Genomic DNA, 12,589 nt, shown 5'->3' on the forward strand with positions numbered 1-12,589 from the left:
CTCCCGCGCCGTGGGCCACACACGCTGGCCGACGTGCGCCGACACCCGCGTGAGGCGCGCCCTGTTCCCGGGGCGGCGGCCGACAACCGGAAGGTCCCATACATGCTCAGCTACGGTTTCCTCAGCACCCACCCGCCGACCCGGTGCGGACTGGCCACCTTCAACGCCGCGCTGGCCACCCACCTGATCGGCGGCGGTACGCGCGGCGGCGTCGTCCGGGTCGCCGACAGCGGCGAGGAACAGTCCGTCCCGTCCGGAGTCGTGCACACCTGGGCGACGGACACCCCGGCGGGCTGGCGGGGGGCCGCCGCAGCCCTGAACGCCTTCGACGTGGTGGTCGTGCAGCACGAGTACGGCATCTACCCCGGCCCCGACGGCCAGGACGTCCTGCCGCTGCTGCGCCGGCTCACCGTGCCGAGCATCGTGGTCCTGCACACCGTGCTGAGCAATCCCAGCCCCCGGCAGAAGTCCCTGCTGGAGCAGGTCGTCGCCGTGGCCGGGGCGGTCGTCACGATGACCGACACGGCGCGGGACCGGCTGCTGGCCGGTTACCGCGCAGCACCGGAGAAGGTGTCGGTCATCCCGCACGGCGTCGCCGAGCAGGTCGGCGTGCCCGCCCCGCGTCGTACCCGTCCGCACCTGCTCACCTGGGGGCTGCTCGGCCCCGGCAAGGGCATCGAGTGGTCGTTACGGGCCCTCGCGCGGTTGCAGGACCTCGATCCGGCACCCACCTTCACCGTCGCGGGTCGGACCCACCCGAAGGTGATCGCGCACCAGGGGGAGACGTACCGGGAGGGCCTGCACCGGCTCGGTGCGCGGTTGGGCGTGGCAGGTGCCGTGGACTACCAGCCGGTCTACCAGGACCCGGCCACGCTCGGCGCGCTGATCCGCTCCGCCGACGTGGTCCTGCTGCCCTACGACTCCCGTGAGCAGGTCACCTCCGGCGTTCTCGTCGAGGCGGTGGCCGCCGGGATCCCCGTCGTGGCCACGCCCTTCCCGCACGCCGTCGAGCTGCTCACCGGCGGGCTCGGATCGGTCGTACCCCATCACGACCCGGCGGCGCTGGCCACGGCGATCCGGCGGATCCTGGCCGAGCCCGGTCCGGTCGGCCGGGTCCGAGCGGTGGCCGGGGAGCTGCGGTGGCCGGCGGTGGCCGCCCGGTACGGCGCCCTCGCGGAACGGCTCACCGCCGCCCGTGGGCTCGCGGTCAGCGCGGCGTCGGCGTGACCGCGATCGTCGGTCGTCCCGCCACGACGACAGGTGGCCCGGTCTCCGGCCGCCGCCCGGTCGTGCCCGCGCCGAGCTTCGCCCACCTGGCCCGGTTGAGCGACGACACGGGTCTGTTCGAACACGCCCGGCGCGCCATCGTCCGGCGGGAACACGGCTACTGCACCGACGACGTCGCGCGCGCTCTGGTGGTCACGACCCGGGAACCGGAGCCGAGCGACGCGCTGCTCCGGCTCGCCGAGTGCTATCTCGCCTTCCTGACCCACGCCCAGGATGCCCGGGGCGCCTTCCACAACCGGCTCGGTTACGACCGGCGCTGGGCCGACGAGGCCGGCCTCGGCGACTGGTGGGGGCGGGCGCTGTGGGGCCTGGGCACCGCCGTCGCCCGGAGCCCCGCCGCCTGGATCCGGGAGGAGGCGCTGGTCGCCTTCAGCGCGGGTGCCGCGCGGCGCAGCCCGTACCCGCACGCCATGGCCTTCGCCGGGCTCGGTGCCCGCGAGGTGTTGCGCCGCCACCCCACCCATGCCGCCGCCGCCGCGCTGCTGGCCGACGCGGCCGCCACCATCGGCGCTCCGTCGGCGGACCCGCGCTGGCCCTGGCCGACGCCGCGCCTGACCTACGCCAGCGCGGCCCTCGCCGAGGTGGTCATCGCCGCCAGCCAACTGCGCCACGACGGTCCGCTGCTCGACGGCGGCCTGCGGATGCTGGCCTGGCTGCGGGACGTCCAACTGCACGACGGGCGGCTGTCGGTCGTCCCGGCCGGCGGGTGGGAACGTGGTGCGGTGCGGCTGCGCCACGACCAGCAACCGATCGAGGTCGCCGCCTTCGCCGACGCCTGTGCCACGGCGGCCACCGTCACCGGTGACCCCGCCTGGAACGCCGGGGTGCGGCAGGCCGTCGGCTGGTTCCTCGGCGACAACGACGTCGGCATGCCGATGTGGGATCCGGCCACCGGCGGCGGCTACGACGGTCTGACCCCGCACGGGCCCAACCTCAACCAGGGCGCCGAGTCGACCCTCGCGCTGATCTCCACCCTGCAACACGCCCGGCGGTGGTCGTGACCGGGAACCTGGCCGTCCGGCACGACCTCACGCTCAGCCCGGACCCACGACGGGTCGTCGTCAAGCTCTTCGTACCCGGCGAGGACGCCGCCGTGGCCCGCACCCGCGCCCAGGCGCTCGTCGACCGCGTCGCCCGTCTCGACGAGGAGGAGACCGGCCGGTTGCTGCGGGACACCTTCCGCCGCTTCGGCGACCGGCACCGGGATCTCGCCGAGACCTTCCACCACCACTACGACCTGGTCCGGCACCGGGCCGCCCGGCCGGGCGACCATGCCCCCACCACCCGTCTGCTGGTCGGTGCCTATTTCAGTCACGAGTACGCCGTCGAGGCCGCCGCGCTGTGCAACCCGTCGATGGTGGTCCACCCCGACCAGGCCGATCTGGAACCGGGCCAACTGCGGGTCGCGATCAGTCTGCGTCAGATCGGCGAGGGCCACCTGTCGTCGATCGGGTTCGCCAGCGCCGTGCTCGGACCGGGCCGCCGCCTCGCCGTCACCGGTCGGTCCGGCCCGCTGGTCGTCGGGCAGCGGACCGCCGTACGGTACCGCCGGGACCTGCTCGCCGCCGGACTGACCGAGGACGACTGCGACAACGAGGTCTCCGCCACCGTGCTGGACGCCCTGCCTCAACGGTACGACGAGGCCACCTTCGAACGGATCATCGCCGGCCTGCCGCCCGACCTGCTCTCCCGCAGCACCGCCTCCGGCACCGTCGAACACCTGCGCCGTACCAACGCCGCCAGCTACGCCGTGGCGTTTCCCGCCGGCAGCCGGCTGCACGAACGGGTCCTGTGGCCGGTCAACCCGGCGGAGAGCAACGGTATGGAGGACGCCCGGTTCGTCAGGTTCGTCGACGACTCCGGGCCGGTGTACCGGGCCACCTACACCGCCTACGACGGTCGGTTCGTGGCCACCCGCGCGTTGGCCAGCCGGGACCTGCGTCGCTTCGAGATCACCCCGATGCGCGGTCCGGGCGTCCGCAACAAGGGCGTCGCGCTGTTCCCGCGCACCGTCGACGGCCGCCACCTCGCCCTGTGCCGCGCCGACGGTGAGACCATCGGTCTGACCTGTCGGGACGAGGGCAACCGGTGGCAGACACCGGTCCCCCTGCACGCCCCCCACCGTGGTTGGGAACTGATCCAGGTCGGCAACTGCGGCTCACCCGTCGAAACCGACGCCGGGTGGCTCGTGCTCACCCACGGCGTCGGTCCGATGCGCCGTTACGCCATCGGCGCCATCCTGCTCGACCTGCACCACCCGGAGAAGGTCCTCGCGGAACTCCCCGGCGTGCTCCTGGCACCCGACCCGGCCGAGCGCGACGGGTACGTGCCGAACGTCGTCTACTCCTGCGGTGGCCTCGTCCACGCCGGTGAGCTGTGGCTGCCGTACGGGGCCGGCGACACCCGGGTCGGATTCGCCACCGTGCCGGTGGCCGCGCTCCTCTCGGCGATGGTCGAGCCCGCAGCACCGGGAGGCGAAGGGCGGGCGTAGCCGTCGGGTGCACCACCGTGCCCCCGTCCCCGGCGGCTCGGCGGCAGGGCACGGGGTGACCGCGATCGCCGCGCCGCCCCACAGGTAACCGGTGCGCCGGCTCGTCGGGCCGCGGCACGGCGGCACGGGATCAACGGTCGGTCCTACCGCGATTCCGACCAGGGGCACGGCCGCCCTCGTTGTCCCACACCGCGTACGCCGGGGAGCCGGTCGCCGGTGCGCCCTCCGGCCGGGGCGGTCTGGCGGCGAGGAGGTCCGGTGCGTGCCGGAGGTCGGCCGGGTCGGCGGCGGCGGCCAGGGCCCGCTCGGCTGTCGCAGGTGCCGTGGCGGGCGGTACGACGAGCAGGTCGACCTGGCCGTCGCTGGCGGTGGTGGCCACCAGCAGCGCGGGGTCCAGGGAGTCGAACCAGCCGATCCGGACGGTGTCCGCGCCGACGGTCAACCGATGGATCCGGCTGTCCCAGGTGTGGATGTTCAGCATGAGGTGCCGGATGCGGCCGTACTGTTCGGACAGGGCGCGGACGAGGCCGGGGAGTTCGACGGCCGGCTCCCAGGAACGCGGCCACCACCCGCCGTCGAGGACCGAGCGGTCCCTGGTGGGAGCGAGGACCAGTCGGGTCTGCGAAAGCGATGACGGAGCGAGCGCGGTGCCGGGCATGGCTCACCTCTCCTGGCGTCGGGTGTGCGGGGTGACGTGGGCGGCGTCCGCAGTGGGGGCGACGGGGTCCGGACCGGACCGGGCGGCGGGACGGCGGTTCAGCATCCGGAGTTGGACGATGCGAGCGGTGCCGGGAAGGGCGACGAGCAGGATGCCGAAGACCGCGGCCAGCAGCAGGGCGACGCCGAGCGGCAGGTGACCGTGCGCGCCCAGGAACGACACGCTGGCGCGTTGCCCGTTCTGCAGCACGAAGATCAGGAGCAGCAGCAACACGAACGCGAACAGCACGGCGGCGACCCAGAGGCCGCCCAGGCGGGAACGCTTCGCCTCTGGTCGACCGGACAGGTGCCGGGAAACCGTCTCGGGGCCGCGGTGGCCGTTGACCAGGGGGGCCGGGCGACGATGGTCCTGTGAAGCGGTCATCACGAACCGCCACCTTCCACAGTGCGGTTGACATGCCTGCTTGCCGGGGGAAGCCAGCGCAGGCATGAGCCGCTGACGGGCGGTTGACGTGGCGTCGTGCTCCGGAGGTGCTGCGACGAGCAACCGGTGCCGTGACCGGTTGGCGTGCTGCGTGGGCTGGGCCGGAAGGGGGACCTCGATTGGTGGGGCGCGCCCGCCGTCGGCGGACTGTCGGCCACCGGGGTCCCGAGCGACTACCCCCATCGTACGCCCCCGGCTGCCGGCCGGGCGCCAGGGCAGTCGGCTGACCGCCGACTCAGGGCGGTGCCGCCGGCACGTTCGCCGTTCGCGGAACGCATTGTCCCGCCGCAGGGCGTACGGTGATCCTGTCGCCCGGGCCCCCGGTGGCTGTCAGTCCCGCCGCCGCCAGCCCGTAAAGGGGCGACCAACGATGACCATCCCCCTCCCGACCCCTCCCCGTCTTGCGCTGCTGCCGGACGTATCGGGTCCCCGTGAACAGTTGCTGCACCAGCTTGCCGCGCTGAACAGCGACGACCCCCGCCGCGCGGAACTGCGAGCCCGGATCATCGAAGACCGTCTGCCGCTGGCCAACCGACTCGCCCGCCGGTACACCGGCCGCGGCGAGCCCTACGACGACCTGGCGCAGGTCGCGGCTCTCGCCCTGGTCAGAGCCGTCGACGGGTTCGACGCGGGTCGAGGGTCACCGTTCTCCAGCTACGCGGTCCCGACCATCCTCGGCGCCCTCCGCAGACACTTCCGCGATGCCACCTGGGCGATCCGGGCACCCCGCCGGATCCAGGAGTTGAACAGCAGCGTTCGCGCCGCGACGGGCGAGCTGACCCAGCGGTACGGCCACCACCCGAGCGCCGGGGAACTCGCCGACCACCTGGAGGTGGGCATCGACGACATCCTGACCGCCGTCACCGCCGCGCAGGCCTACCGTCTGGTGTCCCTGGACGCGCCGCGCGACGGTGCCGACGACCTCCGGGAACTGGACCGCATCGGGACGGTCGACCCCGGGTTCGCCAGGGTCGACGACCGTCTCGCGCTGTCCCTGCTCGTCGCTGCCCTGCCGCAGCGCGAACGTCGGATCCTCGCCATGCGGTTCCACGGCCACATGACCCAGGAACGCATCGCCGACGAGGTCGGGTTGTCGCAGATGCACGTCTCGCGGCTGCTGACCCGGTCCCTGGCTCGGCTCCGGGCGAGAATGCCCAGCTGACCGTCGGCCCTCCGGACGGTGTCGCCCCGGTGCCGGAGGTCGGGCGGGCCGCCGGTCGGGTCAGGGCCGGCGGCGACTACCGGGCCCGACGGCGGGTAACGGTGGCCGGTGAGCCCGGAAGAGATCCTGCGCGTGGGCGACCAGGTGCTGGTCGCCCTGGTGGAGGTCGCCGGGGCGGTGGTCATCTTCGTCGGCGCGGGTTGGGCGGCGGTGCGGTTCGTGGTCGAGGGAGTGCGGCACCGCAGCGCCGCCGTGTTCACCCCGATCCGCCTCTCCCTGGGGCGGTTCCTCACCCTGGGGCTGGAGTTCCAGCTCGCGGCCGACATCCTGCGCACGGCGGTCTCCCCGACGTTCCCCCAGATCGGGCAGCTCGCGGCGATCGCCGCCATCCGGACCGCGTTGAACTACTTCCTGCGCCGGGAGATCGACCAGGAGCAGCAGCAGGTCGGTCCCGCCGGCCGGACCGCACGGTGATCCGCCTCGCGGTCACCGCGCTCGGCGCGGCAGCGTCGGTCTGCGCCGTGACGGTGCTGCTGACCTCCGGCTCGTGGCGTACCGCCCTGCGGGTCCTGCTCGACCTGCTGACCGCCGCCGGGCTGCTGCGTCTCAGCGGGGCGCCCGGCTGGGGCGCCCTCGCCGGCGCGGCGGCGGTCGTGGCGTTGCGCCGCCTGCTCTGGGTGGCTCTGGTCGCCTCCGCGACGACCGCCGACCGGGCACCGGACGAGCGGCACGCCCCGATCCGGGCCGGCCGGCGCTGACGGGGCCGTGCGTCCCGGTGTCGGGCACGGCCGTACGGCCCCGGGAAGCCGGTCGCGGCCCGCGAGCGGTGCCGGCACCGGTCGGGCGGGACGAGCGGCGTCCGGTCAGTTCGAGGAGGCCGGTCGTTGCTGGTAGACGTCCGGGACGCCGTCGCGGTCGTCGTCCCGCCGGTCCCGTTCGTCGATGCGCCGGTAGACCGAGTTGCGCCGGACCAGCAGCACCGAGGCCATCACGGCCGCGATCAGGGAGCCGGCCAGCACGCCGGTCTTGACCTTGTCCTCGGCGGCGGTGCCCGCGCCGAACGCCAGCTCGCCGATGAGCAGCGACACGGTGAAGCCGATGCCGGCCAGGCACGCGACGCCGAGCAGGTCGGACCAGCTCAACTCGCTGTCGAGTTCGGCGCGGGTGAACCGGGCCATCAGCCAGGTCGAACCGAACACCCCGATCGTCTTGCCGAACACGAGCCCGGCCGCGATGCCGATCACGATCGGATCGGTGAGCAGGCCGCCCAGGTCGGTACCGCGCAGCGAGACGCCGGCGGCGAAGAACGCGAACACCGGCACCGCGAAGCCCGCCGAGACCGGCCGCCAGCGGTGCTCCAGGTGTTCGGCCAGGCCGGGGCCGGTGCCCCCGCCGAGCACCGGGACGGTGAAGCCGAGCAGCACCCCGGCGATGGTGGCGTGTACCCCGGAGGCGTGCACCAGCGCCCAGGCGGCCACCGCGAGCGGGACGAGCGCCCACCACCAGGTCCTGCGCCGCTGGACCAGCAGGGCGAACGCGCCGATCGGCAGCAGCGCCGCGAGCAGCGGCAGCGGGCTGAAGCCGGAGGTGTAGAAGATCGCGATGACGACGATCGCGAGGAGGTCGTCGACCACCGCCAGGGTGAGCAGGAACGCCCGTAGCCCCTGGGGCAGGTGGGAGCCGATGACCGCCAGGACGGCCAGGGCGAACGCGATGTCGGTGGCCACCGGGATGGCCCAGCCACGGAGCCCGTCGGTGCCGGTGACCAGTATGACCCCGACGTAGCACAGGGCCGGCACCAGCATGCCGCCCACGGCGGCCACCACCGGCAGCGCGGCCCGCCGGGGGTCGCGCAGCTCACCGGCGACGAACTCCCGTTTGAGTTCCAGACCGACCACGAAGAAGAAGACGGCGAGCAGGCCGTCGGCCGCCCAGGTGGCCAGGCTCAGGTCGAGGTGCAGGGCCTTCCCGCCGGACCAGGGCACCCACGTGCCGAGCGCGGCGTAGGAGTCCGACCAGGGGGAGTTCGCCCAGATCAGGGCGAGGACCGCACCGAACAGCAGCAGGCCGCCGCCCACCGTCTCGGTGCGCAGGACGTTGCCGAGGAAACGGGCTTCCGGCCAGGAGGAACTACGGGTGAAGAGGCGGCGTTCGTCGTCCGGGTGCGGGGGGACGCGGTGGCTCATCGGCGTGACTCGTCTCGGGGTCCGGGGTCGGCAGGGCCATCGCCGACCAGACTTCCCGGCACACCGGCTCCGACCTTACCGATCGGGGCCGGAACCGGCGACCGGAGACACTGGGACGCTGCTCACCGTGGGCGTCGGCGGGCGGCTCACCCGGGCAGGGCGCGGGGACGCGGACCCACCCGCGCGGCGGAAGGCTCCCGTCCGACCGGGTCCGGTGCGCAGAGCGCGCCGAGCCGCTTCACCAGTTCCTCCGGGTCCGCATACGGGTCCAGGGTGTGCAACTCCTCCGGCGCGAGCGCCGGCACCGGCACGTGCGACACGAGCGGGTGCAGCGGACGGGTGTCGGCCTCGTCGGGGCCGAAGAGGTCCTCGTGCAACTTCTCGCCGGGCCGCAACCCGGTGAAGACGATCTCGGTCGGGTGCGGGGCCTCCGCGGCGAGCCGGCGTGCCACGTCGGCGATCCGGACCGGTTCCCCCATGTCCAGCACGAGCGCCTCGCCGCCCCGACCGATCCTCGCGGCCTGCAGGACCAGGTGCACCGCCTCCTGCACGGTCATGAAGTACCGGGTCACGTCCGGGTGGGTCACCGTGATCGGCTGACCGGCTTCGATCTGGGCGCGGAACGCGTTGAGCACGGAACCCCGGCTGCTGAGCACGTTGCCGAACCGGACGCTCAGGAACGCCGTCCCCAGGTGCCGGGCGTGGTGCGCGGTGAGCCGTTCCGTCACCCGCTTGGAGTAGCCGAGCACGCTCGTCGGGCGGGCCGCCTTGTCGGTGGAGATGTTGACGAACCGCGCCACGTCCCGGCACGCCTCCAGCACGTTGAGGGTGCCGATGACGTTGGTCTTGACCGCCTCGCCGGGGTGCCGTTGCAGCAGGGTCAGGTGCTTCAGGGCGGCGGCGTGGAACACCACGTCCGGCCGGCGGTCGGCCACGATCCGGGCGATGCCCTCGGCGTCGCGGATGTCGGCCAGGATCAGCTCCGGCCCGTCGAGCAGGGCCCGCCCGTACAGGGACAGCTGGAGCGCGTGCAGCGCGGACTCGTCACGGTCGAGCATCATCAGCTCTTCCGGCCCGTACCGGGCGATCTGCCGGCAGAGTTCGGAGCCGATGGACCCGCCGGCGCCGGTGACCAGCACCCGTCGCCCGGCCAGGCCACTGCCCTCGACGGTCAGCTCGGCGGCCCGGTGCGCCCGGCCGAGCAGGTCGGTGAGTTGCAGATCCCGTACGTCGGTCACCGCGACCGGCCGTTCCAGCAGCTCCCGCACCGGCGGCAGCACCTTGAACGCGGCCCCGGTCTCCAGCGTCCGGCTGCGTACGTCGCGCAGCAGGTCGGCGTCGGTGCCGGCCATCGAGAAGATCACGGTGGTGGCGCGGGTACGGCGGACGACCTGTTGGATGTCGGCCCGGCCGCCGAGCACCCGCAGACCGTGCAGGCGCAGCGGCCGGCGGTCGGGGTCGTCGTCGAGCAGCCCGACCGGCAGGTAACGGCTGCGCGGGTCGCCGAGCAGGGCGCGGACCAGCCGCTCGCTCGCCGCGTCGACACCGTAGACGAGGGTCCGGCTGGCCGACCGGACGGGCCGGTCCCGGCGGTCGCGGTAATGCCGGTAGCCGGCCCGCGCCGCGACCATGAGCAGCAGGGCGACGGCGCCCCCGAGCAGCGGGGTGGTCGCCGGCACGGGGCGCACGGCCATCGGCAGCAGGGCTGCCAGGACCGCTGCGGTGGCCAGCGTGACGGTCGCCGCCAGGCAGCGCGCCTCGTCGGCGCTGCCCACCGGGTGCCGCCCGCCGACGGTGAGCCAGAGCTGGCTGATCCCGGTGTGCACCAAGGCGCAGACCAGTGCGCTGACCAGCACCAGCACCGCGTACCGGGTGGTGAGGTCGAACTCGAACCGGGTCCAGGCGGCGGCCATGAAGCCGGCGACCCAGGCCAGGACATCGAACGTGATCAGGGAGAGGGTCGCGGTGCGCCGGGTCACCCAGTCCCGGTGCGGCACCCGACGTTCCGGCTCAGGGGGAGAAGCGTGGTCCATCTTTATGGCCTCAAAGATCGGTTAGTAGTGGTCGGTGGCCCATTGAGGGGAATGGGACCGATTGCGGGGATTCATCGACTACATTCGGCGAGATGGTTCCTGCGGCCGGTGAGCGGTCTTCATCCTGTCACGGCTTATATTCTGTTTGGGGGATTTTCGTGCAGCTCATCCATGTTCTGGTCGGGGTGCGAGGGCGCTCCTGATGGATCTCCGTACCTACCTCCAGCTCGTCCGTCGCCAGTGGTGGATCCTGCTGGTCACGGTCCTGGTCGCGCTCGGGTTGGCCGGCTGGTTCACCGTTCGAACCGAGCCGCGATACGTCGCGTCGGTGACCTTCTTCGTCACCACGCCGAGCCAGGGCGTCACCGACGCCTACCAGGGCAACCTCTGGCTCCAGCAGCGGGTGAAGTCCTACGCCGACCTGCTGCGCAGCGAGCGGCTCGCGCGCACCGTCGCCGCCGACCCCGCGCTGCGCCTGGCCCCCGAGTGGGTGCAGGACCGGCTGGACGCCAAGCTCCAGAACGGCACGGTGCTGATCGAGGCGACCGTCACCGACACCGACCGGGTCCGGGCGTTGCGGGTCGCCGAGGCGGTGTCGGTCAAGTTCGCCGAACTGGTGAAGATGGTCGAGACCCCGCCGGAGGGGCACTCCTCCATCAAGATGGAGGTGGTCAGCGGTCCCCGGGTCGGCACCGATCCGGTTTCTCCGCGCATGGACCGCAACCTGATGCTCGGCGGACTGCTCGGGCTGCTCGCCGGCATCGGGCTGGCCGTGCTGCGGGGCCTGATCGACACGAGGCTGCGCGACGGCGACACCCTCCAGCGTGCCTCCGGCAGCCCGCTGCTCGGCGAGATCCCCTTCGACCCGGTCGCCCGGAACGAGCCCCTGATCGTCGGCGAGGCGGCGACCTCGGCCCGCGCCGAGGCGGTCCGCAAACTCCGGACCAACCTGCGCTTCGTCGACGTGCACGAGCCGGCCAGGATCATCGCCGTCACCAGCGCGCTCCAGGGGGAGGGGAAGACCACGCTCTCCTGCAACCTGGCCATCACCCTGGCCGAGGCGGGATGGCGGGTCCTGCTGGTCGACGCGGACCTGCGTCGCCCCCGGGTGGCCGACTACCTCGGTCTGGAATGCGGCGTCGGCCTCACCGACGTGCTGCTCGGTGACGTCGAGGTCGGCGACGTGGTGCAGCCCTGGGGGGACCGGTCGATGCTGGTGCTCCCCAGCGGCTCGAACCCGCCCAACCCCAGCGAGCTGCTCGGCTCCAAGGCGATGGCGGACCTGCTGCTGGCGCTGCGCGAGTCGGCGGACATCGTCATCATCGACACCGCGCCGATCCTGGCGGTCACCGACGGGGTGGTCGTCGCCGTGCAGGCCGACGGCGCGCTGATGATCAGCCAGCAGGGCCGTACGTCCCGCAACCAGGTCGCGCGGGCGGCGAAGGCGCTGCACTCGGTGTCGGTGCGCACCCTCGGCTGCGTGCTGAACATGGCCCGGGTGGCGAAGGTCGACGCGTACCAGTACGAGGCGTACCGGCTGGCTGCGGACCGCCGGAACGTGCCGGCCGACCGGGCCAGCTCCCGGCACGGCGCGAGCAAGCGTTCCGGTGCCGGTCAGGGCGCACAGGAACTCACCCGGCTGCCGCGATGAGCACCCCGATCGGCGTCATCGACCGCTCGATCTCCTCCGCGCACCGCTGGAAGTCGGCCGCGGTTCCGCCGATCGGGTCCACCAGGTCGTCCGCGTCCGGCAGTGGTTGCAGTCGACTCCTCGCCCGGGCGGCGGCCTCCACCGCCGCCCGCACCGGCCGACCCGTCGCCCTCGGCGGCGGGTCGGCCGCCGCGGCGAGCCGGGCGAACTGGCGCAGCGTGAACGTCCGGTGCACCGTCGCCGGGGCCAGTCCGACGCAGAACGAGCGCTGCCGCCGCGTGGCGGTCAGTACCAGGGTGGCCTCGGTGAGGTGGTCGGCCGACAACCGTCGGCTACGGAATCCGCTGGTGTCCACGCCCCGGGCGGCGGTGACGACCGCCGCGTACGGATGGATCGGCCGCCCCGTGACGGCCTCGGTACCGGCGCTCGCCACCGCCACCGGCCACCGCTCCAGCGTCCGCCGGGCGAGGTGCTCGGCCATCGGCGACCGGCACAGGTTGGCGTGGCAGACGAACAGCACCTGCTCGGTCATCGTGGCCCCTCGTTCACGGCACGTCCTGGCGCCGGCGGTGTCGGGTGGCGGCCGGCGATCGGGTGAGGGGGTGACGGCATCGTATGCGGTGGGCCACCCGGTGCGC

General features: G+C 73.4%; 12 protein-coding genes. 7 read left to right on the top strand and 5 right to left on the bottom strand.

Annotation, left to right across the window (positions count from 1 at the left end; translation table 11 throughout):
* The first annotated feature begins 102 nt into the window (after window positions 1-102).
* Genes AB0F58_RS21645 through AB0F58_RS21655 form a run of 3 tightly spaced genes read left to right on the top strand, consistent with a single transcriptional unit; the run spans window position 103 to window position 3,778 of the window.
* A complete protein-coding gene (locus tag AB0F58_RS21645) occupies window positions 103-1,227 on the top strand; it encodes a glycosyltransferase (RefSeq protein WP_357145639.1) in 1,125 nt (374 codons plus the stop codon).
* A gap of 5 nt (window positions 1,228-1,232) precedes the next feature.
* Window positions 1,233-2,288: a glycosyltransferase gene (locus tag AB0F58_RS21650; RefSeq protein ID WP_357145798.1), complete on the top strand. Its 1,056-nt coding sequence runs from the start codon at window positions 1,233-1,235 to the stop codon at window positions 2,286-2,288.
* A complete protein-coding gene (locus tag AB0F58_RS21655) occupies window positions 2,285-3,778 on the top strand; it encodes a glycoside hydrolase family 130 protein (protein ID WP_357145642.1) in 1,494 nt (497 codons plus the stop codon). The genes AB0F58_RS21650 and AB0F58_RS21655 overlap by 4 nt, the downstream gene beginning before the upstream one ends.
* A gap of 130 nt (window positions 3,779-3,908) precedes the next feature.
* On the opposite strand, the gene AB0F58_RS21660 is transcribed toward AB0F58_RS21655, so the two are convergent.
* Both AB0F58_RS21660 and AB0F58_RS21665 read right to left on the bottom strand, forming a co-directional pair.
* Window positions 3,909-4,436, bottom strand: coding sequence for a DUF5994 family protein (locus AB0F58_RS21660; RefSeq protein WP_357145645.1), 528 nt, complete (start codon window positions 4,434-4,436; stop codon window positions 3,909-3,911).
* Between the two features lie 3 nt (window positions 4,437-4,439).
* Window positions 4,440-4,859, bottom strand: coding sequence for a lipopolysaccharide assembly protein LapA domain-containing protein (locus AB0F58_RS21665; RefSeq protein ID WP_357145648.1), 420 nt, complete (start codon window positions 4,857-4,859; stop codon window positions 4,440-4,442).
* 430 nt (window positions 4,860-5,289) lie between these two features.
* Between AB0F58_RS21665 and AB0F58_RS21670 the strand changes: the two genes are divergently transcribed.
* The 3 genes from AB0F58_RS21670 to AB0F58_RS21680 all read left to right on the top strand — a co-directional run bounded on the left by AB0F58_RS21670 (window position 5,290) and on the right by AB0F58_RS21680 (window position 6,839).
* Window positions 5,290-6,081 carry a SigB/SigF/SigG family RNA polymerase sigma factor gene (locus AB0F58_RS21670; RefSeq protein WP_357145650.1) on the top strand — a complete coding sequence of 264 codons (792 nt, stop codon included), beginning with the start codon at window positions 5,290-5,292 and terminating at the stop codon, window positions 6,079-6,081.
* Window positions 6,082-6,189: 108 nt separating this feature from the next.
* Window positions 6,190-6,555, top strand: a complete 366-nt coding sequence (locus tag AB0F58_RS21675) for a DUF1622 domain-containing protein (protein ID WP_357145653.1) — start codon at window positions 6,190-6,192, stop codon at window positions 6,553-6,555.
* Entirely contained in the window at window positions 6,552-6,839 is a 288-nt protein-coding gene (locus tag AB0F58_RS21680; protein WP_357145656.1) for a hypothetical protein, read from the top strand. The genes AB0F58_RS21675 and AB0F58_RS21680 overlap by 4 nt, the downstream gene beginning before the upstream one ends.
* Window positions 6,840-6,944: 105 nt before the next feature.
* On the opposite strand, the gene nhaA is transcribed toward AB0F58_RS21680, so the two are convergent.
* Window positions 6,945-8,267 carry a Na+/H+ antiporter NhaA gene (nhaA, locus tag AB0F58_RS21685; protein ID WP_357145659.1) on the bottom strand — a complete coding sequence of 441 codons (1,323 nt, stop codon included), beginning with the start codon at window positions 8,265-8,267 and terminating at the stop codon, window positions 6,945-6,947.
* 146 nt (window positions 8,268-8,413) lie between these two features.
* On the bottom strand, window positions 8,414-10,264 hold the full coding sequence (locus AB0F58_RS21690; protein WP_357145662.1) for a polysaccharide biosynthesis protein: 1,851 nt from the start codon (window positions 10,262-10,264) through the stop codon (window positions 8,414-8,416).
* 238 nt (window positions 10,265-10,502) lie between these two features.
* On the opposite strand from AB0F58_RS21690, the gene AB0F58_RS21695 reads away from it, so the two are divergent.
* Window positions 10,503-11,951 carry a polysaccharide biosynthesis tyrosine autokinase gene (locus tag AB0F58_RS21695; protein WP_357145665.1) on the top strand — a complete coding sequence of 483 codons (1,449 nt, stop codon included), beginning with the start codon at window positions 10,503-10,505 and terminating at the stop codon, window positions 11,949-11,951.
* On the opposite strand, the gene AB0F58_RS21700 is transcribed toward AB0F58_RS21695, so the two are convergent.
* Window positions 11,932-12,483, bottom strand: coding sequence for a low molecular weight phosphatase family protein (locus AB0F58_RS21700; protein WP_357145668.1), 552 nt, complete (start codon window positions 12,481-12,483; stop codon window positions 11,932-11,934). The two genes, AB0F58_RS21695 and AB0F58_RS21700, sit on opposite strands and share 20 nt — an antisense overlap.
* Between the last annotated feature and the right edge of the window lie 106 nt (window positions 12,484-12,589).

This window comes from Micromonospora sp. NPDC023956 (genome assembly GCF_040639195.1).
Taxonomy (GTDB): domain Bacteria; phylum Actinomycetota; class Actinomycetes; order Mycobacteriales; family Micromonosporaceae; genus Micromonospora.